The 25011-nt window shown below is 69.7% G+C and carries 23 protein-coding genes; 18 read left to right on the top strand and 5 right to left on the bottom strand.

Going from position 1 to position 25011, the window contains the following annotated elements:
• The first annotated feature begins 1 nt into the window (after position 1).
• Positions 2-1690: a cytochrome b/b6 domain-containing protein gene (locus ABDC25_RS16240; protein ID WP_347123646.1), complete on the top strand. Its 1689-nt coding sequence runs from the start codon at positions 2-4 to the stop codon at positions 1688-1690.
• A 33-nt stretch (positions 1691-1723) separates the two neighbouring features.
• Positions 1724-2875: an acetyl-CoA C-acetyltransferase gene (locus tag ABDC25_RS16235; protein ID WP_021200343.1), complete on the top strand. Its 1152-nt coding sequence runs from the start codon at positions 1724-1726 to the stop codon at positions 2873-2875.
• Between the two features lie 82 nt (positions 2876-2957).
• Here the strand turns inward: ABDC25_RS16235 and ABDC25_RS16230 are convergent, their stop codons facing one another.
• Positions 2958-3467 carry a GNAT family N-acetyltransferase gene (locus tag ABDC25_RS16230; RefSeq protein WP_029267742.1) on the bottom strand — a complete coding sequence of 170 codons (510 nt, stop codon included), beginning with the start codon at positions 3465-3467 and terminating at the stop codon, positions 2958-2960.
• Between the two features lie 131 nt (positions 3468-3598).
• On the opposite strand from ABDC25_RS16230, the gene ABDC25_RS16225 reads away from it, so the two are divergent.
• The 10 genes from ABDC25_RS16225 (at position 3599) to rocD (ending at position 15872) form a co-directional block, all read left to right on the top strand.
• Positions 3599-4159 (top strand): acyl-CoA thioesterase, encoded by a 561-nt coding sequence (locus ABDC25_RS16225; RefSeq protein ID WP_021200345.1) that lies wholly within the window; start codon positions 3599-3601, stop codon positions 4157-4159.
• A 136-nt stretch (positions 4160-4295) separates the two neighbouring features.
• Positions 4296-4676 carry a hypothetical protein gene (locus tag ABDC25_RS16220; protein ID WP_136025510.1) on the top strand — a complete coding sequence of 127 codons (381 nt, stop codon included), beginning with the start codon at positions 4296-4298 and terminating at the stop codon, positions 4674-4676.
• Positions 4677-4874: 198 nt separating this feature from the next.
• A complete protein-coding gene (locus ABDC25_RS16215; RefSeq protein ID WP_021200347.1) occupies positions 4875-6428 on the top strand; it encodes a Re/Si-specific NAD(P)(+) transhydrogenase subunit alpha in 1554 nt (517 codons plus the stop codon).
• Positions 6425-7822: a Re/Si-specific NAD(P)(+) transhydrogenase subunit beta gene (gene pntB / locus ABDC25_RS16210; RefSeq protein ID WP_021200348.1), complete on the top strand. Its 1398-nt coding sequence runs from the start codon at positions 6425-6427 to the stop codon at positions 7820-7822. The genes ABDC25_RS16215 and pntB overlap by 4 nt, the downstream gene beginning before the upstream one ends.
• 103 nt (positions 7823-7925) lie before the next feature.
• Positions 7926-11576 carry a proline dehydrogenase family protein gene (locus ABDC25_RS16205; protein ID WP_347123642.1) on the top strand — a complete coding sequence of 1217 codons (3651 nt, stop codon included), beginning with the start codon at positions 7926-7928 and terminating at the stop codon, positions 11574-11576.
• A gap of 81 nt (positions 11577-11657) precedes the next feature.
• Positions 11658-12092: a hypothetical protein gene (locus ABDC25_RS16200; RefSeq protein ID WP_347123640.1), complete on the top strand. Its 435-nt coding sequence runs from the start codon at positions 11658-11660 to the stop codon at positions 12090-12092.
• On the top strand, positions 12092-12322 hold the full coding sequence (locus tag ABDC25_RS16195; protein WP_021200351.1) for a helix-turn-helix transcriptional regulator: 231 nt from the start codon (positions 12092-12094) through the stop codon (positions 12320-12322). Before ABDC25_RS16200 ends, ABDC25_RS16195 begins: the two co-directional genes overlap by 1 nt.
• Positions 12319-13332 carry an NAD(P)-dependent alcohol dehydrogenase gene (locus tag ABDC25_RS16190; protein ID WP_347123638.1) on the top strand — a complete coding sequence of 338 codons (1014 nt, stop codon included), beginning with the start codon at positions 12319-12321 and terminating at the stop codon, positions 13330-13332. Before ABDC25_RS16195 ends, ABDC25_RS16190 begins: the two co-directional genes overlap by 4 nt.
• Before the next feature lie 423 nt (positions 13333-13755).
• Complete coding sequence (ddaH, locus tag ABDC25_RS16185; protein WP_021200304.1) at positions 13756-14634, top strand: dimethylargininase; 879 nt, start codon at positions 13756-13758, stop codon at positions 14632-14634.
• Positions 14631-15872: an ornithine--oxo-acid transaminase gene (gene rocD / locus ABDC25_RS16180; RefSeq protein ID WP_021200303.1), complete on the top strand. Its 1242-nt coding sequence runs from the start codon at positions 14631-14633 to the stop codon at positions 15870-15872. Before ddaH ends, rocD begins: the two co-directional genes overlap by 4 nt.
• Before the next feature lie 114 nt (positions 15873-15986).
• On the opposite strand, the gene ABDC25_RS16175 is transcribed toward rocD, so the two are convergent.
• The 3 genes from ABDC25_RS16175 to ABDC25_RS16165 form a co-directional block, all read right to left on the bottom strand.
• A complete protein-coding gene (locus ABDC25_RS16175) occupies positions 15987-16274 on the bottom strand; it encodes a hypothetical protein (protein ID WP_021200302.1) in 288 nt (95 codons plus the stop codon).
• A 63-nt stretch (positions 16275-16337) separates the two neighbouring features.
• A complete protein-coding gene (locus ABDC25_RS16170; protein ID WP_031207541.1) occupies positions 16338-17672 on the bottom strand; it encodes an MFS transporter in 1335 nt (444 codons plus the stop codon).
• A 5-nt stretch (positions 17673-17677) separates the two neighbouring features.
• Positions 17678-18118, bottom strand: coding sequence for a MarR family transcriptional regulator (locus ABDC25_RS16165; protein ID WP_021200300.1), 441 nt, complete (start codon positions 18116-18118; stop codon positions 17678-17680).
• Between the two features lie 59 nt (positions 18119-18177).
• On the opposite strand from ABDC25_RS16165, the gene ABDC25_RS16160 reads away from it, so the two are divergent.
• From ABDC25_RS16160 to ABDC25_RS16140, 5 genes are all read left to right on the top strand, one after another.
• A complete protein-coding gene (locus tag ABDC25_RS16160; protein WP_021200299.1) occupies positions 18178-18915 on the top strand; it encodes a copper homeostasis protein CutC in 738 nt (245 codons plus the stop codon).
• A 55-nt stretch (positions 18916-18970) separates the two neighbouring features.
• Entirely contained in the window at positions 18971-19822 is an 852-nt protein-coding gene (locus tag ABDC25_RS16155) for an alpha/beta hydrolase (RefSeq protein WP_021200298.1), read from the top strand.
• A 212-nt stretch (positions 19823-20034) separates the two neighbouring features.
• A complete protein-coding gene (locus tag ABDC25_RS16150; protein WP_231494475.1) occupies positions 20035-20826 on the top strand; it encodes a DUF1684 domain-containing protein in 792 nt (263 codons plus the stop codon).
• Positions 20827-20863: 37 nt separating this feature from the next.
• The gene (locus ABDC25_RS16145) at positions 20864-21913 is read left to right on the top strand and encodes a biotin/lipoate A/B protein ligase family protein (RefSeq protein WP_292762598.1); all 1050 of its coding nucleotides are present in this window, start codon (positions 20864-20866) and stop codon (positions 21911-21913) included.
• On the top strand, positions 21892-22938 hold the full coding sequence (locus ABDC25_RS16140; RefSeq protein ID WP_021200295.1) for a site-specific DNA-methyltransferase: 1047 nt from the start codon (positions 21892-21894) through the stop codon (positions 22936-22938). Before ABDC25_RS16145 ends, ABDC25_RS16140 begins: the two co-directional genes overlap by 22 nt.
• 9 nt (positions 22939-22947) lie before the next feature.
• Here ABDC25_RS16140 and ABDC25_RS16135 read toward each other — a convergent pair whose 3' ends face one another.
• Complete coding sequence (locus ABDC25_RS16135) at positions 22948-23517, bottom strand: TetR/AcrR family transcriptional regulator (RefSeq protein WP_021200294.1); 570 nt, start codon at positions 23515-23517, stop codon at positions 22948-22950.
• Positions 23518-23688: 171 nt separating this feature from the next.
• On the opposite strand from ABDC25_RS16135, the gene ABDC25_RS16130 reads away from it, so the two are divergent.
• Entirely contained in the window at positions 23689-24996 is a 1308-nt protein-coding gene (locus tag ABDC25_RS16130) for an MFS transporter (protein ID WP_021200293.1), read from the top strand.
• Positions 24997-25011: the final 15 nt, after the last annotated feature.

Here is a 25011-nt window from a genome sequence, read left to right as displayed (position 1 = left end):
CATGGCGACGCGGATGCTGCGACGCGGTCTGCCGCGTGTACCGGGCGGGGAGCCCTGGCCCCCCGCTGATGCGGCGGCTGTGGAGGAGCCGACGGTTGTCGTGGCAACCGAGGCTCCGACGTCGACCGAGGCTGAGCCTGCGGCGACGCCGGATGTCGCCGATTCCGCCGTTGAGCTGGAGTCGGCAGCCGTGGCCACCGCAGCGCCGACCGGGAGCCCTGCTCCCGTGACGACCGCCGGAGCTGCGCGAATCCGTCGCGGCCTGCCACGTGTGTCGGGCGGGGAGCCCTGGCCGCCATCGGCCGCCGCCGTTCCCGCCGCCGCCGCGGCGACCCCCGCTCCGCAGGCGACGCAGCCGGTATCGGGCGTCGCGGCAGCAGTTCCCGCATCTTCGGCGACCGGCAGTACGGCGGCGACGGCTCGTGCCTCGACCGCTGCCGCGACCGCACCCTCGCCCGCCGTCAGCGCACGCGAAGCGCCGATCGCTGCCGCAGGCGGTGTCCGTCGTGGCCTGCCCCGCGTGGTCGGCGGCGAGCCGTGGCCCCCCGCAGACACCGTCCCGCTCGCACCTGCTGTCGCGGCATCCGTCGAGCCCGTTGCTCCGGCGCCGGTCGCTCCTGAGAGCACCGGGCCGAGGAGCACCCCCGTCGTCGCGGCGCCCGTGACCGCGGTGGCCGTGGCCGAGACTGCACCTGCCATCGCCGACGTCGCGACCCCGCTGCCGTGGACGCGCACGGTCTGGAACGGGCGCGCGCCACGTCGCATCGCCGAGGCACCCGCCGCTGCGACCGGTCGACGCCGTCCGACGTGGCCCCAGGCCATCGCCGTGCTGTTCGGCGCCGCCGCGCTCGGAGTCCTCGCGGGCGCCGCCATCGCGTTCGTGCGCGCACTCCTGAGCTTCCCGTTCATGCAGGACTTCCTCGCAGCCTTCCCGGGCGAGTACGAGCCGGGGATCGCGGTCGAACCCGGATTCTCGCCCTGGGTCGGCTGGCAGCACTTCTTCAACATGTTCCTGATGGTGCTGATCATCCGTTCCGGGCTCCAGGTGCGTACCGAGAAGCGGCCGACCGTCTTCTGGACGCCCCGCGGCAACGCCAAGGGCAAGATCAGCCTGAACCTCTGGTTCCACCAGTCGCTCGACATCCTGTGGCTCGTGAACGGCGTGATCTTCGTGGTGCTGCTGTTCGTGACCGGTCACTGGGTGCGCATCGTGCCGACGAGCTGGGAGGTCTTCCCGAACGCGCTGTCGGCGGCCCTCCAGTACGTCTCGTTCGACTGGCCGCACGAGAACGGCTGGAACAACTACAACAGCCTGCAGCAGCTCGCCTACTTCGCGACCGTGTTCATCGCCGCACCGCTGGCGGCGATCACCGGATTCCGCATGTCGGGGCTCTGGCCGAAGAAGGCCGAGAAGCTGTCGAAGGCCTACCCGGTCGAGTGGGCGCGCGCGCTGCACTTCCCGATCATGCTCTACTTCGTGGCGTTCATCATCGCCCACGTCGCTCTCGTGATGCTCACCGGCTTCCTGCGCAACCTGAACCACATGTTCGCTTCGCAGGACGCGGTCACCTGGACCGGATTCTGGGTGTTCATCCTCTCGCTCGTGGTGATCGCGATCGGCTGGGTGGCCGCCCGGCCCCTCGTGCTCGCGCCCATCGCGAAGGCGTTCGGCAAGGTCTCGGGCCGCTGACGTCACCGCGTCTCCCGCGACGGAAGGAAGATCATGGTCGAGGCATACATCATCGACGCGGTCCGTTCCCCGGTGGGGCGGCGTGGGGGATCGCTCTCCGGCATCCATCCCGCTGATCTCGGGGCGCACAGTCTGCGGGCGCTGGTCGACCGCGTCGGTGTCGATCCCGCCGCGATCGACGACGTCGTGCTCGGCGCGATCGACGCGATCGGCGGGCAGTCGGGCAATGTCGCACGCACCGCCGCTCTGGTCGCCGGATTCCCCGAGCACGTGCCCGGCGTCACGATCGACCGTCAGTGCGGATCGAGCCAGCAGGCCGTGCACTTCGCGGCGCAGGCCGTGATGAGCGGTGTGAACGACCTCGTCATCGCGGGCGGTCTGCAGAACATGTCCCAGGTGCCTTTGACCGCGGCCGCGACCGTCGGGGAGCAGTACGGTTTCACGACCCCGTACGCGGAGTCTCCCGGCTGGCGCGAGCGCTACGGCGATCAGGAGATCTCGCAGTTCGCCGGTGCGGAGATGATCGCCGAGAAATGGGACATCTCCCGTGCGGAGATGGAGCAGTTCGCCCTGGAGAGCCACCGTCGTGCGGCCGTCGCTCAGGACGAGGGGCGTTTCGCGAACGAGATCGCGCCCCTGAACGGCCTCGCCAACGACGAGGGGGTGCGGCGGGACACGTCCCTGGAGCGGATGGCCGGACTCGCACCGCTGCGGGAGGGGGGACGGATCACCGCTGCCGTGTCGTCGCAGATCAGCGATGCCTCCAGCGCCGTGCTCGTCGCCAGCGAACGGGCGGTGCGCGAGCACGGGTTCACGCCCCGCGCGCGCATCCATCGGATGACCGTTCGCGGTGCCAGTCCGGTGCTCATGCTCACCGCGCCCATCCCGGCGACCCGGCATGCTCTGGAGCGCGCGGGACTCAGTGTCGCCGACATCGATCTGTTCGAGGTGAACGAGGCCTTCGCGCCCGTCGTGCTCGCCTGGATGCGCGAACTCGATGCCCCGCACGAGAAGGTCAACGTCAACGGCGGGGCCATCGCCCTCGGGCACCCCATCGGTGCGACCGGCACCAGACTGCTCACGACCATGCTGAACGAACTCGAGCGCACCGGCGGCAGGTACGGCCTGCAGGCGATGTGCGAGGGTGGCGGCATCGCGAACGTGACCATCATCGAGCGCCTCTGAGCCGGAGCGACCGGAACCGACAGCGAGAACGGGCCGCCTCCGAGGGGAGACGGCCCGTTCTGCGTGCGTGCGCGGCGGTGTGTCAGGGGCGGACGAAGCGCACTTCGGTCAGCGTCTCGCCGAGGAACGGCTCCGTGTGCGATGCTCCGTCGAGGTGGAATCCGTTGCGCGTGTAGAAACGGTGCGCGCGGGGGTTGTCCTCGGCCACCCACAGGTACAGCGGCTCGTCCTTCTCGACGGCCGCGTCGAACAGCTTCTGACCGATGCCGGTCGAGTGCCACGCGTCGAGCAGGTAGATGAAGTACAGCTCGCGGAACGCGGGGGCATCCTTGTCGCGGGCAGGACCGGAGCCGACGAAGCCGACGATCTCGCCGTCGACGAGCGCGGCGTTCATCTTGAACTCGGGGCCCTGCGAGGCCCAGTGCGTCCACAGCTCGGCCATGCGGCGGGGCGAGACCTTCTCCAGTGCCGCCTTGCTGATCAGGTGGTCGTAGGTCTCGTGCCAGCACTGCGCATGCACGCGACCGAGGGCTTCCGCATCCACATCACGGACCGGACGGACGATGACTTCAGGCTGGGCTTCGGCGCTCATGTTCGTGACTCTACGCGCGGCGTCCACGAAGAGGAAATCGAGGGGATGTTCGATGACGCCCGATACGCGGGCATGGAGGGTTCGCACAATGATGTTCGCGAATCGTGCACGCCTGGCTACGATCATTCTTCGTGAACGTGATCTGGCGGACCCTCCTGGTGATCCTCGGCGCTCGCCGCCGCGTGCGACGGGGGAGGACTCTCGATGCGTCGTCGGTCAGCAGCATCCACCTGACCACGCTGCCGACCGACATCGACATCCTGCGCCACATGAACAACGGGCGCTATCTGTCGCTCTTCGACCTCGGACGCTGGGATCTGCTGATACGCACCGGGCTGTTCGACGCGATGAAGGACCGCGGCTGGTACGCGGTCGTCTCCAGCGAGACGGTCACGTTCCGCAAGTCGCTCCAGCTCTGGCAGCGGTTCGAGGTGCAGTCGCGCTTCATCGGGCACGACGACAAGGCGGTGTTCCTCGAGCACAGGGCCGTCGTCGACGGAGAGATCTACGCGCGGGTGATCGTGCGCTCGCGCATGTTGCGCCGTACCGGCGGCACCGTCAGCAACGAAGAGCTGTTCGCCGCCGTCGGCAAGCCCGAGGGCGTGCCGGAGATCGATGCGTGGGTGCACGACTGGGCCGCGGCATCCGCCCTCCCTCCCGTGCGGGTGAAGGCCCCGAGCGTCTGGGGCTGAGCAGCGGTTCTCGACACCCCGGGCGGGCGGACCTTAGGGTGGTGGGTGTCGCGCGAGACGAGCACGGTTGAGCGCGATGACGTCGGGAGGATCCATGCCGCAGGAGCGCCCGCGAGCAGATCGGGAATGGATGCCCGTGACGATCGTCCTCCCGATGCTGCTCTCGGCGACTCTCGTCGCGGCGTGGATCGCGGCCGGGTTCATCCTGGTCTGGCTCTTCCGCGCCTTCCCCACGCCGGCGAACGGGACATCGTCGATTCTCTGGGGCGTCGTGGTGCTGCTCGGCCTTCTGGTGAACATGACGATCCTCATCGGGCTCGCCCGACGCACCGCGTGGATGCGGTGGGTCGTCGTGGTGCAGGCGCTGGCGATGATGGCGCTGCTGATCGCGACGCCGTTCGGACTCTGGGCGGTGCTGGTCTGCGGCGGTCAATCGGTGCTGCTGTTCCTTCCGCCATCGCGGAGGTGGTTTCGCGGCCGACCGATTCCGCAGGCCGCGCTCGTCGAAACCTCCTGATCCGAACACGATCGCTTCGCCGCCGGGGGAGCGCCCCGAGATCTTCCTCCTCCGCTTTCCGTAAGAACCCCGCTTCTTTCCCTGTCACAGAGCCGAAGGAGGGGCGCTTCCGGAGCGCTCCTCAGTACTCTGAGCGGGAAGTCAGGGGCGCAGACGCCCCGGTGATCCCGTCGACGCAGACGGGCGGAGGAGGAAGTAGTGGCAGTCATCGGCATCGTGCGGGAGCCTGCGGGCGAAGCGCGGGTCTCGGCCACCCCGGCGACGATCGCGTCGCTCGGGAAGCTGGGCCACACGGTCAGAGTCGAGCGGGGAGCGGGCGCTGCGGCCTCGTACCCCGACGCCGAGTACGCGGCGGCGGGTGCGGCGCTGGTGGATCGCGCGGAGGCCTGGGGGAGCGAGATCGTCCTCGCGATCACAGCTCCCGGGGCGGAGGAGATCGCCCTCCTCTCCGATGACGCCACCCTCATCGCCCTGCTCTCACCGGCACTGCGCCCCGATCTCGTCCAGTCGCTCGCGCAGCGCGGCATCACGGCGCTCGCGCTCGATGCGGTGCCGCGCATCTCGCGGGCGCAGTCGATGGACGTGCTCAGCTCGATGGCGAACATCGCCGGGTACCGGGCCGTCGTCGAGGCCGCGCACGAGTTCGGCCGCTTCTTCACGGGGCAGGTGACCGCCGCGGGCAAGGTGCCGCCGGCGAAGGTGCTGGTCGCGGGAGCCGGAGTCGCGGGGCTTGCGGCCATCGGCGCGGCATCGAGTCTCGGTGCGATCGTCCGCGCCACGGATCCGCGCCCCGAGGTCGCCGACCAGGTCACCTCGATCGGTGGCAGCTACCTCCCGGTCGACGTCGAGGTCGCGGCCTCCACCGACGGCTATGCCAAGGCGACCAGCGCGGACTATGACCGCAGGGCCGCCGAGATCTACACCGAGCAGGCCGCCGACGTGGACATCATCATCACCACTGCGCTGATCCCCGGACGCGCGGCGCCGCGCCTGATCACGGCATCCGATGTCGCACAGATGAAGCCGGGCAGCGTGATCGTCGACATGGCCGCGGGCCAGGGCGGCAACGTCGAGGGCTCGGTCGCGGGCGAGCGCGTCGTCACGGACAACGGTGTGATCATCCTGGGCTACACCGACCTGGCCTCGCGTCTGGCCGCACAGGCCTCCCAGCTCTACGGCACGAACCTCGCCAACCTCGTGGCGCTGCTGACGCCTGCGAAGGACGGGCGGTTGGTGATCGACTTCGACGATGTCGTGCAGCGCTCGGTCACGGTCGTGCGCGACGGCGAGGTCACCTGGCCCCCGCCTGCCGTGCAGGTCGCCGCCGCTCCCGCCCCGAAGGCCGCGGCGGCGCCGGTCGAGGTCGCACCGCCGAAGAAGATGTCCGCCGCCCGCAAGGTCACGCTGATCATGGTGGGCGTCGCCGCGCTGTTCGCCGTGAACGCGTTCGCCCCGGCCCCGCTGCCGCAGCACTTCACGGTGCTCGTGCTGTCGGTGGTGATCGGCTTCTACGTGATCGGCAAGGTGCATCACGCGCTGCACACCCCGCTCATGTCGGTGACCAACGCCATCTCGGGAGTGATCGTGGTCGGCGCGATGCTGCAGATCACGTCGCCGCTGCCGGTGGTTCAGGTGCTCGCCGCGATCGCGGTGCTGCTGGCCTCCATCAACATCTTCGGAGGGTTCGCGGTGACCCGACGAATGCTCGCGATGTTCACACTCGGGACATCGGCGAAGGGCGGCCGGAAATGACCGTCGACGCGCTCGCCGGGGCGGCCTACATCGTCGCCGCCCTGCTGTTCATCCTCAGCCTCGCCGGCCTCAGTCGCCATGAATCCGCCCGCTCCGGTGTGGTCTACGGCATCGCGGGCATGGCGATCGCGCTGGTCGCGACGGTCGCCCTCACCATGGCCGACGCATGGAGCACCGGTGCCTTCCTCGGGCTGGGCCTGCTCGTGGCCGCGGTGCTGATCGGGGCGGCCATCGGGCTCTGGCGAGCGCGGGTCGTGGAGATGACCGGCATGCCCGAGCTCATCGCGCTCCTGCACAGCTTCGTCGGCCTCGCCGCGGTGCTCGTCGGCTGGAACGGCTACCTCGCGCACCCGGAGATCGCCCCCGAGCTCGTCGGCATCCACAACGCCGAGGTGTTCATCGGGATCTTCATCGGCGGCGTCACCTTCACCGGGTCGATCGTGGCGTACCTCAAGCTCTCGGCGAAGATGTCGTCGAAGCCGCTCATGCTCCCGGGCAAGAACGGGCTCAACATCGGGGCTCTCATCGCGTTCGTCGCCCTGACCGTGTGGTTCGTGAACGACCAGCAGCTGTGGCTCCTGATCGCGGTCACCGTGCTCGCCTTCGCCCTGGGCTGGCACCTGGTCGCCTCGATCGGCGGCGGAGACATGCCGGTCGTCGTCTCGATGCTCAACAGCTATTCGGGTTGGGCCGCCGCCGCGGCGGGGTTCCTCCTGAACAACGACCTGCTGATCGTCACGGGCGCGCTCGTCGGATCGTCGGGTGCGTACCTCTCGTACGTGATGTGCAAGGCCATGAACCGCTCGTTCCTCTCCGTCATCGCCGGGGGATTCGGGGTCGCGGCGCCGACCTCCGACGACACCGAATACGGCGAGCACCGCGAGATCACCGCCGAGGGCGCGGCGGAGATGCTCGTCGCCGCCGACAGCGTCGTCATCACCCCTGGCTACGGCATGGCCGTCGCACAGGCGCAGTACCCCGTCGCCGATCTGGTCCGGCGGCTCCGCGAGCGGGGCGTCGATGTGCGGTTCGGCATCCATCCGGTCGCGGGACGGCTGCCCGGTCACATGAACGTGCTGCTGGCCGAAGCCAAGGTGCCGTACGACATCGTCCTGAGCATGGACGAGATCAACGACGACCTCGCCTCCACCTCGGTGGTGCTGGTCATCGGCGCGAACGACACCGTGAACCCGGCCGCCGCCGAGGACCCGGGGAGCCCGATCGCCGGGATGCCGGTGCTGAAGGTGTGGGAGGCCGAGAGCGTCATCGTGTTCAAGCGCTCGATGGCCGCCGGGTACGCAGGGGTGCAGAACCCGCTGTTCTTCCGCGACAACGCGTCGATGCTGTTCGGAGATGCGAAACAGCGGGTGGAGGACATCATCGCGGCGCTCTGAATCCGTTTCGAATCGCGCAGATGACTGCATCCGAGCGGGAAAAGCGACCATTTGCGCGATTCGAACGGCGGGAGGATCCTGCTCCAGACCTAGGCTGAAATCCATGGCAGACCTCCCGCCGGATGCCGTGGCATCCGCACCCCTCGCAGACCGTGCCGTCGAGCTGGCTCGGCGGTGGGCGATCGAGGCCGCGGCGATCGAACCCGACCCCGCGGCCGCACGGCTCGCGGGCGTGCTGCAGGACGCGAACGGGCTGCCGTTCACGCTCGGCTTCGTCGACGGCGTCATGCGCCCGGAGAGCCTGACCGCCGCAGCCTCGCAGCTGCACCGGATCGCCCCGATCGTGCCGGAGTTCCTGCCCTGGTACCTGCGCTCGGCCGTGCGTCTCGGCGGCGGTGTCGCGCAGGTTCTGCCGTCACCCGTCGTGCCGATCGCCCGTCGGGTGCTCCGTGACATGGTCGGGCATCTCGTGGTGGATGCGCGACCTGCGAAGCTCGGGGCGGCGATCGAGCGGATCCGGGAGAGCGGCTCCCGTCTCAACCTGAACCTGCTCGGCGAGGCCGTGCTCGGGGAGGCGGAGGCGCGGCGACGGCTCGACGGCATCCACGGGCTCATCCGGCGTCCCGATGTCGACTACGTCTCCGTCAAGGTCTCGGCGATCATCAGCCACCTCTCGATGTGGGCGTTCGACGAGGTCGTCGACGAGGTGGTCGAAAGGCTCCTCCCGCTGTACTTGACGGCGGCGGCCGACGGCACCTTCCTGAACCTCGACATGGAGGAGTACCGCGACCTCGACCTCACGATCGCGGTCTTCACGCGCATCCTCGAGGACCCGCGCCTGGCCGGGCTCGAAGCGGGCATCGTGCTGCAGGCCTACCTGCCCGACGCCCTGCCCGCCCTGCAGGAGCTCACCGCCTGGTCGCAGGACCGCGTCGCGCACGGCGGCGCCCGCATCAAGGTACGCCTCGTGAAGGGGGCGAACCTCGCGATGGAGAACGTCGAGGCCCGGATGCACGGGTGGACGCCTGCGACTTACGACACCAAGCTCGACACCGATGCGAACTACCTGCGCTGTCTGGATTGGGCTCTGCAGCCCGAGCACACCGCGGCCGTGAAGCTCGGCATCGCAGGGCACAACCTCTTCGGCATCGCGTATGCCTGGCTGCTCGCCGGAGAACGGGGGGTGCGCGAGGCCGTCGAGTTCGAGATGCTCCTGGGCATGGCGCAGGGGCAGGTGCAGGCGGTGTCGCGCGAGGTCGGCCCTGTGCTGCTTTACGTGCCGGTGGTCGAGCCCGCCGAGTTCGATGTGGCGATCAGCTATCTGGTGCGCCGGCTCGAGGAGAACGCCTCGTCGGACAACTTCCTCTCCGCCGCGTTCCGGCTCGGAGAGGACGAGGCGCTGTTCGTGCGCGAGCAGGATCGCTTCCTCGATGCGCTCGACAGGTCGGCCGACGCCACGCTCCGCATCGGCCCGCGTCGCACGCAGGACCGCAGCGCGCCCGTGCACGAGTCCGTGCGGACGGCACCCGCAGCCCCGGTGCCCGAGACCGACCTCACCAAGGCGGTGCTCGGCATCTCGCGCGGATCCGACGACGGCGGGCGCGAGGCGTTCCTCGAGACCGCCGTGTACTCGGCGCGCGAGCTGGACCAGGATGCCGGTGGCGCTCCGGGCTTCTCGAACACGGTCGACACCGATCCTGCTCTCCCCGCGAACCGGGAGTGGGCACGCGAGGTGCGCGAGCGCATCGCCGCCTCCGATCTGGGAGACGCCACGATCGCATCTGCCCGGGTGTCCGATCCCGAGGATCTCGAGCGGATCGTGCAGGGCGTGCGCCGGGCCGCTCCATCATGGGGTGGACGGCCGGCTGCCGAGCGGGCCGAGGTGCTGCTGCGTGCGGCGGCCGCACTCGAGTCGCGGCGAGGGGACCTCATCGAGGTCGCGGCCTCCGAGACGGGCAAGGTCTTGGCGGAAGCCGACGTCGAGGTCAGCGAAGCCGTCGACTTCGCCCGCTACTACGCCGCCAAGGCGCGCGAGCTCGACGCGATCGCCGGCGCCGTGTTCGTTCCGGCATCCGTCACCGTCGTCACGCCGCCCTGGAACTTCCCCCTCGCGATCCCCGCGGGTGGGGTGCTCGCCGCGCTCGCCGCAGGTTCGGGTGTCGTCTTCAAGCCCGCTCCGCAGGCCCGCCGCTGCGCCGCCGTCATCGCCGAGACCCTGTGGCAGGCGGGGGTGCCGCGCGACCTGCTCGCGCTCGTCGACATAGAGGAGGGGGAGCTCGGCCGCGAGCTCATCACGCACGACGCCGTCGACCGGGTGATCCTCACCGGCGCGTGGGACACGGCGGCGCTGTTCCGCTCCTGGCGCTCCGATCTGCCGCTTCTCGCGGAGACCAGCGGCAAGAACGCGATCATCATCACCCCCTCGGCGGATCTCGATCTCGCGGTCGCCGACCTCGTCAAGAGCGCTTTCGGACACGCCGGGCAGAAGTGCTCGGCGGCCTCGCTCGCCATCCTCGTGGGACCGGTCGGACGCTCCGCCCGGTTCGCGCGTCAGCTGGCCGACGCCGTGCGGTCGCTGCACGTCGGGCAGCCCACCGATCCGCTGGCCGAGGTGGGCCCGGTGATCGACCAGCCGACCGGAAAGCTCGCGTGGGCGCTGAGCGAGCTGGAGGGCGACGAGCAATGGCTGATCGAACCGTCGCTCGCGGCGGGGGACGACGGCAGCCGACGCCTGTGGCGGCCCGGGGTGCGGGTCGGGGTCCAGCCGGGGTCGCGTTTCCATACCGAGGAGTTCTTCGGGCCGGTGCTCGGCGTGATGCATGCGCCGACGCTCGCGCGCGCCGTCGAGATGCAGAACGCCGTCGCCTACGGCCTCACCGCAGGACTCCACACCCAGGACCCGGAGGAGCTCGCGTTCTGGCTCGGCCGTGTGCAGGCGGGCAACCTCTACGTGAACCGTGGCATCACCGGAGCCATCGTGCAGCGCCAGCCGTTCGGAGGGTGGAAGCGCTCCTCCGTCGGCCCCGGTGCCAAGGCGGGCGGCCCGAACTACCTCATCGGTCTGGGATCCTGGCGTTCCCTGCCGGGTGGGCCGGCCTCCAGCACGCTGCATCTGCGGGGGCTCGACTCCCGCATCACCGCCCTCATCGAGGCGGCCCAGTCGTCGCTCGCCTACGAGTCGTTCGAGTGGTTGCGGCGCTCGGCCTTGTCGGATGCGCTGGCCTGGGACCGCGAGTTCGGGCAGGTCCGTGATGTCTCGCGTCTCGGCGTCGAGCGCAACCTGTTCCGCTATCGCCCGGTGCCGGTCGAGGTCCGCGCGACCGACGATGCGGCACTGCAGGATCTGCTGCGCGTCGTGATCGCAGGTGTGCGGTCAGGGGCGAAGTTCGTCATCTCGACCCCGGTCGGGGTGCCCGGCGAGGTGCGTCGCGCTCTCGGTGACCTGGATGCCCCGGTGTTCCTGGAGAGCGACGACGAGTGGCTGCAGCGGCTGCTGCGACAGGACGATGCACCCGAGGGCGTCGCGCTGCCGGTGAGCGATCGGGTGCGGCTGGTCGGCGGGCGGGACGGTGTCGCCGCCCTTCGCGCGAAGCTCGCCACGGCTTCCGCCGGCGACCCCGACCTGGCGGTGTACGACGGCGAGGTGACGGCCGCCGCCCGCATCGAGTTGCTGCCGTTCGTGCACGAGCAGTCGATCTCGATCACCGCCCACCGCTACGGCAACCTCGACCCGTGGAGCAGCGACGTGATCTGAGCCTGGTGTAAAGAATTCTTGACACACCTCACCGACGGACGTACGCTGAGCGTGTCAATAATCTTTTACATCGGAGTCGTCATGGTCTACGAAGAGCGCAATGCCTGGGCGGGACTCATCGTCAGCCCGATCGTGATGGTCGTCTACGTCGTGCTGGTGCTCCAGCAGGCCGGGGGAGGGCCGCTCACCGCTGTCGACTGGTTCCCGCTCATGCTGTGGGTGATCGGCGGCGGCATCGTCGCGACGATCATCCTCAGCGTCGGGTGGGGCATCATCGCGGGGCTGAGAGACCCCGACGGTGTCGGCCGTTCCGACATCCGCGACCGCGACATCAGCCGCATGGGCGGCCGAGTGGAGCAGGCTTTCGTCGTGATCTCCGGTCTCGGGGTCATCGCGCTGTGCGCCGTCGGCGCCGATGTCTTCTGGATCGCGAACACCATGTTCGCGGGCTTCGCGGTGTCGGCGTTCATCGGCGGCATCGCCCGGGTGGTCGCCTACCGGCGGGGCCTCGTCTGATGGTCAAGCCCACCCGCGTCTCGAACACCATCCGCGCGCATCGCGAACAGGCCGGACTCACCCAGGCCGAGCTCGCGCGCACGGTCGGCGTGACGCGCCAGACCCTCATCGCGATCGAGCAGCAGAAGTACTCGCCGACACTCGAACTCGCCTTCCAGATCGCCCGCGCGTTCGGCGTGGGGCTCGACGACATCTTCGAATACCCCGACACGTCAGGAGCATCATCATGAGCCGTTCGATGAAGGCGTGGCGTCGGGAGACGTACGGTCCGGCCGACGGCGTCGCCCTCGAGCGCATCCCGGTTCCGACGCCCGGCCGCGGCGAGGTGCTGCTGCGGGTGCGCGCCACGGCGTTGAACGCGGGCGATGTGCGCCTCCTGCTCGGCGATCCGCTGCTCGTGCGTCCGGTGTTCGGCATGACCCGCCCGAAGCACCCGGTGCGCGGGATGGAGGTCGCGGGCACCGTGGTCGCCGTCGGACCCGACGTCGTGGGCGCGGAGATCGGCGAAGACGTGGTGGGTGAGCTCGTCGGCGGCGGAGGTCTCGGCGAGTACGTGAGCGTTCCCGCCGCGCGGCTCGTTCCCGTCCCGATCGATATCGTCCCGGAGACCGCCGCGTGCCTCCCGGTGGCCGGGGGAACCGCCTGGCAGGCGCTCGACCTCGCGGGCGTCGGCCTCACGCAACGTGCTCGCGCCGATGGCGCGCCGAGAGTGCTGATCATCGGTGCCTCCGGAGGGGTGGGCACGTTCGCGGTGCAGCTCGCAGCTCTTCGCGGCGCCGAGGTCTGGGCGTCCTGCCGTGACCGCAACGCACCGCTGATCGAGCAGCTGGGTGCCGTGCGCACCTTCGACCACCGGACGTCGCCCCTGAGTGCGCTGCCGGACGGCCGATTCGATGCGATCGTCGACATCGCCGGAGGGATGCCGTTGCGGGAGCTGAAGCGCCTCGTGGTGCCCGGCGGCACGGTCGTGCTCGTCACGGGCGACGGGGGACACGTGCTCGGCCCGATCCCGCGGATGCTCCGCGCGGTGTTCCTGTCGATCGGCTCGCGGAGCATCCGACCACTCGCCGCGACGCCGCGTCCCGAGGTGCTGGCGAAGCTCCTCGAACTCGTCGCCGATGGCCGCGTGGTTCCCGTGATCGAGCGGGAGTACCCCTTCGCCGAGGCATCCGCCGCTCTCGCCCGTCTGGAAGCGGGCCACACCGTCGGCAAGCTGGTGGTCACCGGCTCCGCCCTCTGATCCTCCGGTCGCACCCTCTGCGTGTTCCGGTCGCACCCTCTGCATTGTTCCGGTCGCACCCTCTGCGTTGTTCCGGTCGCACTTCCTGCCGCCTTCAGACGCTTTCGGCGGCAGAAAGTGCGACCGGAGCGATCGGGGGCCGGGGATCGGGGGCCGGGGGATCGGGGGGCCGGCGGTCGGGGGACGGGGTCGGGAGATGGGACGGGGACGGAGATGGGACGGAGATGGGACGGAGATGGGGCAGGGGCGGGGGTGGAGGGGAACGGGCGGCGCTCTGGCGGCGTACAGGGGGCGGGTGACAGAATGGACCTCGGCGTGCCCGAGTCGCATCTTCCCCGACGCCCGCTCGATCGAGCGAAGGGTCGAAGGACCGCCGGGCCCCTGGACAGCGTCCGCCGCGCCCGTCCCACGAGGAGAGCACCCATGTCGACGCCTGAAGCCGCCGTCTCCACCGCCCCCGCCCGCACCGCGCACCACCGTCGCTATCTCATGTGCAAGCCGGAGCACTTCACGGTCAACTACTCCATCAACCCGTGGATGGAGCCGACCAAGCCCACCGACACCGCCAACGCGGTCGCGCAGTGGCAGAAGCTCCACGACCTGTACATCGAGCTGGGCCACGAGGTCGAGCTCATCGAGCCGCTTCCCGGCTACCCCGACATGGTCTACACGGCCAACGGCGGATTCCTCATCGACGGTCGCGCCTACGTGCCCGAGTTCCGTTTCGTCGAGCGTCAGGGCGAGTCGCCGGCCTTCGCCGACTGGTTCCGTGCTGCGGGCTACGACACGGTGATGCCGAAGGAGGTCAACGAGGGCGAGGGTGACTTCCTTCTCGTCGGCGACGTGATCCTGGCAGGAACCGGCTTCCGCTCCACGGGCGACAGCCACCGCGAGGTCGGCGAGGTCTTCGGGCGCGAGGTCGTGTCGCTCAACCTGGTCGACCCGCGTTTCTACCACCTCGACACCGCGATCGCCGTGCTCGATCCGGTGCAGGGTGTCGAGAACGGCGGCCCGGAGCGCGCGAACATCGCCTACCTCCCCGGTGCCTTCGACGACGCCAGCCGTGCGATCCTCGAGGAGCGCTTCCCCGACGCGATCCTGGTCTCTGACGAGGACGGTTCGGTGTTCGGCCTGAACTCGGCGAGCGACGGCTACAACGTGGTCATCTCGCCGCGGGCGAAGGGCTTCGAGAAGCAGCTGCGCGAGCGCGGCTACAACCCGATCATGGTGGACCTGTCCGAGCTGCTGCTCGGCGGCGGCGGCATCAAGTGCTGCACGCTCGAGCTGCGGGGTGCGAAGTGACCGCGGTCGACGAGACCACGGGAACAGCGACCCCGGGTACAGCGGCCACGGCGGGAGAGGCGGGCACCGAGCCGCACGTCGCCCACAACTACCACCCGCTGCCGGTGAACATCGCCCGCGCGGAGGGTGCGTGGGTGACCGACGTCGAGGGCAAGCGTTACCTCGACCTGCTCGCGGCGTACTCGGCCGTGAACTTCGGCCACCGGCATCCGGCCCTCGTCGCCGCGCTCACCGAGCAGCTCGGCCGGGTCACGCTCGTCAGCCGTGCGTTCCAGAGCGACCGGCTGGAGCCGTTCGCCGCGGCGCTCGCGGAGCTGGCGGGCAAGGATCTCGTGCTGCCGATGAACACCGGCGCCGAGGCCGTCGAGACCGGCATCAAGGTCGCCCGCGCCTGGGGCTATCGCGTCAAGGGCATCCCCGAGGGCAAGGCGCGCATCATCGTCGCGGCCGGCAACTTCCACGGCCGCACGACGACGATCGTCAGCTTCAGCGACGACGACACGGCGCGTGACGACTTCGGCCCCTACACGCCGGGCTTCGATGTGGTGCCGTACGGAGATGCGGATGCCATCGCCGCGGCCATCACCGACGACACGGCGGCCGTGCTGGTCGAGCCGATCCAGGGTGAGGCCGGTGTCGTGATCCCGCCGGAGGGCTACCTCCGCCGCATCCGCGAGATCTGCGACGAGAAGAACGTGCTGTTCATCGCCGACGAGATCCAGGCGGGGCTCGGCCGCGTGGGCGAGACCTTCGCGTGCGATCGTGAAGGCGTCGTGCCCGACCTGTACCTCCTGGGCAAGGCGCTCGGCGGCGGCATCCTCCCGGTATCCGCCGTGGTCGGCGACGCCGACGTGCTGGGCGTCATCCGACCGGGCGAGCACGGGTCGACGTTCGGCGGCAACCCGCTGGCCGCGGCCGTGGGCCTGCGCGTGGTCGAGATGCTGCAGACCGGTGAGTTCCAGGAGCGGGCGCGCGCACTCGGCGCCCACCTGGAGCAGGCGCTGCAGCCGCTGATCGGGCACGGCGTCACGGCCGTGCGCATCGCCGGGCTCTGGGCCGGCGTCGACATCGATCCCGCGAAGGGCACCGGGCGTCAGATCGCCGAGAAGCTGCTCGAACGGGGCGTGCTCGTCAAGGACACGCACGGACAGACGGTGCGCATCGCTCCGCCGCTCGTGATCCGCGCGACCGAGCTCGACTGGGCGGTGGAGCAGCTCAAGCTCGTGCTGGGCGCCTAGGCCCGATGCGCAGAACCCTACCCGCGCGGCTCGACGCGACACGAGCAACGCCACCGCAGGGGAGGGCCGTCTCTGGGGATGGACGGCTGGCGGTGGCGTTGCCCTCGTGCACGCTCAGGCGGGCGGGGAATCCGGATCGAGCGTCTTGAGGGTGTCCTCTTCGGCGGCGTTGTCCGCGTCGAGCTGATCCTCGGTGTGCTCGTCGCCACCGAGCGCTGCGCGATGGCCCTGGCCGGCGTCGCCCTGGATGGCGCCGCCCGTGGATTCGCCGCGCGAGCTGTCGCCCTGGATGGCGCCGCCGGTGCCGTCGCCCTGGCCGGAGTCTTCGTCCGGTGCTCCGACGCCGGGCGCGCCCTCTGCCGGATCCTGCGGATGGGGGGTGCGTTCCGTGTTCTCGTCCATGCACAGACGGTACGACCGGTCGCCCCGGGTCGTGCAGGGCGTTGACAAATCCCGCGACGAGGGTCAGTCTCCGAGGTCGCGCTTCTCGGCGGTGCGGATCGGCGTGGTCACGGCGGCCTCGTCGCTGAACTCGATCGGGTCGACCTCGATCACGCGAAGCGGGCGGGTCTCGTCGAGCGTGAGCAGGAACCGGCGGTTCTCGTCCCGGCGGAGTCGGCCGGAGGTCGCGACCCAGATCACCCCGATCGCGCAGGCCACGAACCCGGCCGTGCCACCGAGCATGATCGCGGCCCGCGGGCCGAACGTGTCGGCGACCCATCCCGCGATGGGGGCCCCGATGGGGGTCGAACCCATGATGACGGCCATATACAGGGCGAGCACGCGTCCGCGCAGAGCGGGGTCGGTCGTGATCTGCACGTAGCCGTTGGCGGTGGTGAGCAGCGTCACGATCATGAAGCCGGTGAAGGTCAAAGTGACGGCGTAGGAGGCATACGTGGGCATGGCCGACGACACGAACGCGGCGATGCCGAAACCTCCGGCAGCGAGGATCACCACGCGCACTCTGGCGCGATCGCGCCGGGCGGCGAGGAGCGCCCCGATGAGGGATCCGATCGCGAGCACCGAGCTGAGCACGCCGTAGCCGTCGGCGCCCGCGCCGAACTCGAGCGCCATGGTCGAGGCGAAGATCGGGAAGTTCATGCCGAAGGCGCCGATCAGGAAGACCGTCACGAACACCACGCGCAGGTCGCTGCGCCCCCACACATACCGGAACCCGTCGGCGAGCCCGCCGCGATTGCGGTTCTTCAGACGCGGGGCGAGCAGGCTGCGGCGCATGAGCAGCAGGGCGAGCAGCATCGCCAGGAACGTCGCCGCGTTCACGATGAACACCCAGCCCGAGCCGATCGCCACGATCAGCAGGCCGCCGACGGCGGGTCCGACCATACGGGCGAGGTTGAACGACGCGGAGTTGAGGGCCACCGCGTTGGAGGTGTCGCCGGTGGAGACCATGTCGGAGACGAACGCCTGTCGAGCCGGAGCGTCGAACGCGTTCACGATGCCGAATCCGAGGGCGAAGCCGAACATCATCGGCAGGGTCATGAGGCCGCCGAGCAGCAGCGCGCCGACCGCGATCGCGAGGGCGAGCAGCGCCGACTGGGTGGCGAACAGGATGTGCCGCCGGTCGAAGCGGTCGGCCACCCACCCGGTCAGGCTCACGAGCACGAGCGGGGGCCCGAACTGCAGGGCCATCGTGACGCCCATCGCGGTGGCGTCGTTGTCGGTGAGCTCGGTGAGCACCACCCAGTCCTGCGCCGTGGCCTGCATCCACCCGCCGACGTTGGAGATCAGGGCGCCCGCGAACCAGATCCGGTAGTTGATGTTCGCGAAGGAGCGGAACATGGCGCTCATCGCTCCACCACCCGCCTCATCAGGGCGCTGGCTTCACGCAGCGTGGTCAGCTCGGCCTCGGAGTAGTCGACCTCGCGCAGCATGTCGGCGAGCAGCTCGTCGCGACGGCGGATGGTCTCGACGACGATCTCGCTCCCGGCCTCGGTGATGTCGACCTGCACGCGGCGGCGATCGTCCTCATCGGGGGTGCGCACGACGAAGCCCTGCTCTTCGAGGCCGTTGATCGTGCTGGTCATCGACGGTGCGGTGACGCGCTCGCGCTGGGCGAGGGTCGAGATCGTACGGCGTCCGTTCATGCGCAGGTCGGCGAGCACCGCCAGCTGCGCGTCGCTCATCGAGTCGGCGGCGCGGGCGCAGCGAAGGCGGCGGGCCAGCCGGAACGTGGCCATGCGAAGGTCTGTGGCGGTGAGGTCGAGGGATTCATCAGACGCAGACATTACTTAGATAGCCTATCTAATTTTCCGGATGCCGGCAGGGGAGCGGGCACAATGGAGGGGTGACCCGATCGCTCGCCTTGGAAATCGCCGTGCAGGACCCCGCCGGAGTGCGGATCGCCAAGGAGGTCGGCGCTGCACGCGTCGAACTCGCCACCGCCCTCGCCCTCGGCGGACTGACCCCGTCGCCGGCGACGCTCGAACTCGCCGTCGAGGCGGCAGGAGCCGACGGCCCCGAGGTGCACGTGCTGATCCGCCCACGCGCGGGTGGATTCCACTACGACGACGACGAGCTGGCGGTCGCCGAGCTCGACGTGCGCCGTGCGATCGCCTCCGGTGCCTCCGGTGTGGTCATCGGTGCCCTGGATGCCGACGGGCGTCTCGACCTGTTCGCGATGGCGCGTCTGCGTGATGCGGCCGGGGGAGCGCCCGCCACGCTGCACCGTGCGATCGATGTGACGGCCGACCCTGTCGCGACACTGCAGAGCGCCCGCGAGCTGGGCCTGCGTCGTGTGCTCACGTCCGGGGGAGCGTCCGCGGCGATCGACGGCATCGACACGCTGCGTGCCCTCGTCGCCGCAGCCGAGGGCGAGATCGAGATCATGGCGGGCAGCGGCGTCGACGTGGCCAGCGCCCCGGTTCTGGCGGCGGCGGGGGTCGATGCGATCCACTTCTCCGCCAAGCGCGCCGTGACCCAGGACGGCGGCGTGCGCATGGGCTCCGCCTCCGACGGGGTCGGCGGATACGAGGTCACCGATCGCGACATCGCCTTCGCGATCCGGGATGCCCTCGCGCGGTAGCCGCCCGCCTCGCCCGGTAGCCGCCCTCTCGCGTGATGGGTAGGCTCGCACCGTGATGGATACCCGTGAGTTCACCGATGCCTATGGCGTCGACATCGTCTACGACGTCCATCCCGCCGAGGGGACTCCCCGCGGCGTGGTGCAGCTGCTGCACGGCGTCGGCGAGCATGCGGGGAGGTACGGCGCGCTGATCGCGGCGCTCACCGCTGCCGGTTTCCACGTCTACGCCGATGACCATCGTGGACACGGTCGCACCGGCATCCGTCAGCACGGCGGCCCGGAGAAGCTCGGCCGTCTGGGCAAGGGCGGGCTGCGCGCGGCCGAGGAGGCCGTCTGGCAGCTGACGGGCATCATCCGCGACGAGAACCCCGATCTGCCCCTCGTGCTGCTCGGTCATTCCTGGGGTTCGTTCCTGGCGCAGATGCTCGTCAACGACCACCCGGAAGCCTGGGACGCCGTCATCCTCTCCGGCTCGGCACTGCGGATGCCGGGGTCGCTCAACGCCGCGCCCCTGAACGCGCGCTGGGCAGGCGAGGGCGCGACCGGCCTCGAATGGCTCAGCCGCGACCCCGCCGTCTGGGCCGCGTTCGATGAGGATCCGCTGACCACCGACGTGCCGCTGCTCAAGCTCTTCGGCCCGATCGAGGCCGCGAAGCTCTACGGTCGTCCGGCCAAGGACCTGGGACACGACATCCCGATGCTGCTGCTCGTGGGTCGCGACGACCCGGTGGGTGGACCCCGCAGCGTGCACAAGCTCGCCGACGAGTACCGCAGCCGTTCCGGTCTCACCGACGTCACGACGCTCGTCTACCCGGATGCGCGGCACGAGATCTTCGCCGAGCTGCAGCAGGAAGAGGTGCGCGCCGACGTGCTCGCCTGGCTCGACACGCACATCCCCGCGCGCTGAGACTCACGTCGCCATCGGCGAGACCCACGGCCCGCGCCCATACCCACCGTGGCGCGCGTACGTGAACATGGGTGTCGGCGGAGAGCGTGGGTCTCGGTGTGAGATCTTTCCGACGATGCCGGTATGACGCGGCGTTACGCGCGGTGAAGGCGTGTGACACGACCGCCTCGCCGGCCGCGGAGCCCCCGTAGATTCGGGGCAATATTCCGCGCATGAGCGAGGAGAGCCCCCGCTGTGCGGTTCCCTCGCCGGGAGGGAGCGCTCCGTTGAGCTTCGTGAAGGACTGGCAGGACTGGCACGCGTCACGCGAACGCTATGCGGGCTCGGAGTACGGTCCGTCGGCGCTCGAGTCGACGAACTGGCTCATCACCGAAGCGGCGGCCGTCGACGGCATCCCCGGGCTCTGGGCGCTCACCGGCGACGGGGGTATCCGTGGCAGCGAGCTTGGCCAGGCGGGATCCACCGTCGTGCTGCGCGGAGGCGAGAGCATCCGTCTCGGCCGGCGTGAGCTGCGGGTGTTCGAGCGCCACGGCACGCTCGCCCTGCGTGTGCTGAATCCGGCGCGCCCGCAGCGCGAGTGGTTCACGGCGATCGACGCCTACGCCCCCGATGAGCGCTGGCGGCTGCCGGCCGTGTTCGAGGAGACCCCGGACGAGCGGATCGTGATCACCTCGGTCGACGGCGATGCGCGCGAGACTCCCGTCGCCGGGCGGCTGCGGTTCGAGCTGGCGGGGGCGCCGCAGACGCTCACCGTGACCAGGAGTGCTCAGGGCGCGTTGAGCGCCGTGTTCGCCGACGGGACGAACGGGCTCGAGACCTACCGCTTCCGCTTCCTCCCTGTCGACGAACCCGCCGCCGACGGCACGGCCGTGATCGACTTCAACCGCGCCTATCTGCCACCGTGCGCGTTCTCGGATCAGTTCGTGTGCCCGCTGCCGCCTGCCGGCAACAGGTATTCGACGCCGATCAGGGCGGGAGAGCGCGTGGTGGTGCTCGGAGGCTGACCGCCGGAACGAGGGCTGCGCGCCTTAAGCTGGAACCGTGCACGGTGAATACAAGGTCCCAGGGGGAAAGCTCGTCGTCGTCGACCTCGAGATCGAAGACGACCGGATCTCGCGCTTCCGCCTCGCCGGAGACTTCTTCCTCGAACCCGACTCGGCGCTCGACGACATCAACGCCGCGGTCGACGGGCTGCCCGTGGAGTCCGATGCGACCGCGATCGCGACCGCAGTGCGCGAAGCCCTCCCCGACGGGGCTCAGCTGCTCGGCTTCACGCCCGAAGCCGTGGGCACCGCGGTGCGCCGCGCACTCGTGACCGCCCCGGGGTGGCGTGACTTCGACTGGGAGATCGTGCACGAGAAGGCGGTCTCGCCGCGCATGAACCTGGCCCTCGACGAGGTGCTCACCTCCCGCGTGGGCGAAGGGCGCCGCCGACCCACCCTGCGCATCTGGGAGTGGGACGAGTCGGCCGTGGTGATCGGCTCGTTCCAGTCGTACCGCAACGAGGTCGACCCCGAGGGTGCCGCGAAGCACGGATTCGACGTCGTCCGCCGCATCTCCGGCGGGGGTGCGATGCTCATGGCCGCCGGGCAGATCATCACGTACTCGCTCTATGTGCCGGCATCCCTGGTCGCGGGGATGACCTTCGCCGACTCCTACGCCTTCCTCGACGACTGGGTGCTGCAGGCGCTGCGCTCGCTCGGCATCGACGCGGTCTACCAGCCGCTCAACGACATCGCGAGCCCGACCGGCAAGATCGGCGGTGCCGCCCAGAAGCGCCTCGCCAACGGCGGCGTCCTGCACCACGCCACCCTCTCGTACGACATCGACGGGCAGATGATGACCGAGGTGCTGCGCATCGGCCGCGAGAAGCTCAGCGACAAGGGCACTGCATCCGCCGCCAAGCGCGTCGATCCGCTGCGCAGCCAGACCGGACTCGAGCGCGCCGAGATTATCGAGCGCTTCAAGGACACCTTCCGCTCGCTGACCCATGCCGAGACCGGTTCGATCTCTGCGGACGAGTACGCCGACGCCGAGGCGCTCGTCGAGTCGAAGTTCGCCACCGAGGCGTGGCTGCATCGGGTGCCGTGACGGCGCCGGACCCGGTTGTTCCCGCCGCGGCGGACCCGCAGGGCGCGGCGCCTGACGTCATGCCGGTGATCGCGCCGGTCGTGCCGGGGGCGGTGACGATCGTCGAGGGCGACAACCTCGCCGTCGCGGCGACCCTGCCCTCCGGGTCCTTCAGCCTGGTGTACCTCGATCCGCCGTTCAACACCGGCCGCACGCAGGAGCGGCAGGTGGTCACTGCGCGGCGGACGTTCATGACTCAGGAGGAGAGCGCGGATTCAGGCACGGCAGCCGTCCGAACCGGGAACGCGGAGCCGGTCGTCCTGAGTTCTGCCCCGGGTGCCGGCGAGTCCGAGCCGGGGACCGAGGTGCGGCACGGCTTCCACGGCCATGCGTACGAGCGCGTACGCGGGATGCTGCGTGCCTATGACGACCGCTTCGACGACTACGGCGCCTTCCTGATGCCGCGGCTCGAGGAGGCCTGGCGGCTGCTCGCCGACGACGGCACTCTGTACCTGCACCTCGACTATCGCGAGGCGCACTACGCGAAGGTCATGCTCGACGCGGTCTTCGGACGGGACTGCTTCCTCAACGAGCTGATCTGGGCCTACGACTACGGTGCCAAGTCGCGCAGCCGCTGGCCGACCAAGCACGACACGATCCTGGTCTACGTGAAGAACCCACGGGAGTATGTCTTCAACTCCGACGAGGTCGACCGCGAGCCCTACATGGCGCCCGGGCTGGTCACGGCCGAGAAGGCCGCGCGCGGCAAACTCCCCACCGACGTCTGGTGGCACACCATCGTGCCGACGACCGGACGGGAGAAGACCGGCTACCCCACGCAGAAGCCTGAGGGGATCCTGCGGCGTATCATCACGGCGTCGAGTCGCCCCGGCGACCGGGTGCTCGATCTGTTCGCGGGGAGTGGCACGACGGGAGCTGTCGCCTCGGCGCTCGGCCGCGACGCCGTGCTCGTCGACGACAACCCCGAGGCGGTCCGAATCATGAGGGCCAGAATGCCGCACGCCGTCGCGACGACGCTCGACTGAGGCGGGTCGTCAGGCCGGACGCAGCAGCACCAGGAACTGCTCGATCTCGGCGGCCATGTCGAGGGACGGATCGAGCATCCACGCGGCCTGGAGCCCGTCGGCCAGGGCGTGCAGAGTGCGCACCACCCAGGCGGGGTCGAGGTCGTCGCGCATCCGTCCGGCCTTCTGGTCTTCGGCGACCTGGGCGCGGGTGAAGGCCTCGACCCGCTCGGTGCGCTCGCGGAAATAGGCGTGGGCGGGGTGGGAGGGGTCTCCGGCCTCGGCGGCCAGCTGTGCGTACAGCTGCACGAGACCGGGTACCGAGGTGTTGTGGCGCATGACCGCGAGGAACGCGGAGGAGGCGTCTTCGCCCGCGTATTCCTGCTCGTCGCGGTCGTCTCTGGCGCGGAGGATCGCGACGAAGAGCTCTTCCTTGCTGCCGAAGTAGTGCAGGAGTCCCGCGGGGCTGAGTCCGGCGGCATCCGCGATCTCGCGTACGGAAGCCTTGCGGTATCCGTGCTCCGCGACGACGGCGAGGGCGGCCTCGAGGATCTCCTCGCGTTTGGCGACACCCTTCGCATACGCCCCTCGTGTCGCCATGGCTCCAGGGTAACCGTCACGACCAGATCACAAAAACCAAACAACGTTCGTGAATGACTTGCGAAGGGTGGAGACGATCTGTCAGCATGTCGGGTGAATACCGAATGCCGTTTGGTATTGATCAGATCCGCTCAACATTCCGCTCAACATTCCGCTCAACGAGGAGCCGACATGTCCGTGTCCCCGCTCGACCCCGCCGCCGAACTGGCGCCGACCGGCACCATCCGCGCCGTCCCGCCCGAAGCGGGGGAGCCGGCGGCGAGTCCGCCGGCGAACCGGCGGCTGCTGCCCAGCCTGCTGATCGCCTCCCTCACGCTGTTCGCCACTTACGGCGGACTCATCGCGATCCTTCTTCCCAGCCAGATCCTGATGATCGACGAGGCGAACAAGGTCGGCAACCTCGCCGTCGTGACCACGATCTCCTTCGTGTTCACGCTGTTCGCGCAGCCGATCGTGGGGGCGTTGAGCGACCGCACGCGCTCGCGCTTCGGACGCCGCGTGCCGTGGATGGTGCTCGGCGCGATCATCGGCGGCATCTTTCTGTTCGGGCTGGGCTCGCTGACCGACATCCTCTGGATCACGGTGTTCTGGGTGATCATCCAGGTGGCGCTGAACTTCTTCCAGGCGCCCCTGACCGCGATCACCGCCGATCGGTTCCCGCGTTCGAAGCGCGGCGGGGCGAGCGCGATGATCGGACTCGGCACGCAGGTCGGCATGACCGTCGGCATCATGCTCGCCGGTGCCTTCGCCGCGCAGATCGGCATCGGCTACGCGGTGTTCGGCGGTGCCGTGATCGTGGCGGCACTGCTGTTCGCACTCGTGAACCGCGACTGGTCGTCGAAGCACGCGGCCGTGGATGCGTTCCGCTGGGGTGCATTCTTCCGAGGATTCTGGATCGACCCGCGCCGTCACCCGGACTTCGCCTGGGCGTTCGCCGCGCGGTTCCTGCTGATCCTCGGTTACTTCGTCGTCAGCGCGTATCAGCTGTACATGCTCACCGACTACATCGGCCTGCCACTCGCGGATGCCCAGGGGGCCGTCGTCACCCTCACACTCGTGGCCTTCATCCCGACGCTCATCGCGATCGCCCTCTCCGGGTGGTGGAGCGACAGGGTCGGGCGCCGTAAGGTGTTCATCTACGCCGCCTCCGCCGTGATGGTCGCGGGCCTCGCGATGCCGCTGCTGCAGCCGAACATGACCGGCATGGTCCTGATGAGCATCATCAACGGCGTCGGTTTCGGCCTGTACATGTCGGTGGATGCGGCGCTCATGACCGAGGTGCTGCCGAACGAGGGCGTCTCGGCGGGCAAGGATCTCGGCATCCTCAACGTCGCGACCAACGTGCCGCAGGCGTTGAGTCCCGCCATCGGCGGTGTCATCATCACGTCCGTCGGCGGCTACGCGATGCTCTTCGTCTTCGCGATCGTGTTCGTGATCCTCGCCGCCGTCGCGACCGCGCCGATCAAGGGAGTGCGCTGATGACCGGGAATGAGC

This window comes from Microbacterium sp. SY138 (assembly GCF_039729145.1).
GTDB classification, from domain to species: domain Bacteria; phylum Actinomycetota; class Actinomycetes; order Actinomycetales; family Microbacteriaceae; genus Microbacterium; species Microbacterium maritypicum_A.
This window is presented reverse-complemented; position numbering and strand designations above follow the sequence as displayed.

Coding starts and splice junctions, on each gene's coding strand:
- ABDC25_RS16170 (WP_031207541.1), bottom strand. CDS start 17,672: ATGTTCCGCTCCTTCGCGAACATCAACTACCGGATCTGGTTCGCGGGC.
- pntB (WP_021200348.1), top strand. CDS start 6,425: ATGACCGTCGACGCGCTCGCCGGGGCGGCCTACATCGTCGCCGCCCTG.
- ABDC25_RS16195 (WP_021200351.1), top strand. CDS start 12,092: ATGGTCAAGCCCACCCGCGTCTCGAACACCATCCGCGCGCATCGCGAA.
- ABDC25_RS16200 (WP_347123640.1), top strand. CDS start 11,658: ATGGTCTACGAAGAGCGCAATGCCTGGGCGGGACTCATCGTCAGCCCG.
- ABDC25_RS16175 (WP_021200302.1), bottom strand. CDS start 16,274: ATGGACGAGAACACGGAACGCACCCCCCATCCGCAGGATCCGGCAGAG.
- ABDC25_RS16150 (WP_231494475.1), top strand. CDS start 20,035: ATGAGCGAGGAGAGCCCCCGCTGTGCGGTTCCCTCGCCGGGAGGGAGC.
- ddaH (WP_021200304.1), top strand. CDS start 13,756: ATGTCGACGCCTGAAGCCGCCGTCTCCACCGCCCCCGCCCGCACCGCG.
- ABDC25_RS16155 (WP_021200298.1), top strand. CDS start 18,971: ATGGATACCCGTGAGTTCACCGATGCCTATGGCGTCGACATCGTCTAC.
- ABDC25_RS16235 (WP_021200343.1), top strand. CDS start 1,724: ATGGTCGAGGCATACATCATCGACGCGGTCCGTTCCCCGGTGGGGCGG.
- ABDC25_RS16165 (WP_021200300.1), bottom strand. CDS start 18,118: ATGTCTGCGTCTGATGAATCCCTCGACCTCACCGCCACAGACCTTCGC.
- ABDC25_RS16230 (WP_029267742.1), bottom strand. CDS start 3,467: ATGAGCGCCGAAGCCCAGCCTGAAGTCATCGTCCGTCCGGTCCGTGAT.
- ABDC25_RS16135 (WP_021200294.1), bottom strand. CDS start 23,517: ATGGCGACACGAGGGGCGTATGCGAAGGGTGTCGCCAAACGCGAGGAG.
- ABDC25_RS16190 (WP_347123638.1), top strand. CDS start 12,319: ATGAGCCGTTCGATGAAGGCGTGGCGTCGGGAGACGTACGGTCCGGCC.
- ABDC25_RS16240 (WP_347123646.1), top strand. CDS start 2: ATGGCGACGCGGATGCTGCGACGCGGTCTGCCGCGTGTACCGGGCGGG.
- ABDC25_RS16130 (WP_021200293.1), top strand. CDS start 23,689: ATGTCCGTGTCCCCGCTCGACCCCGCCGCCGAACTGGCGCCGACCGGC.
- ABDC25_RS16205 (WP_347123642.1), top strand. CDS start 7,926: ATGGCAGACCTCCCGCCGGATGCCGTGGCATCCGCACCCCTCGCAGAC.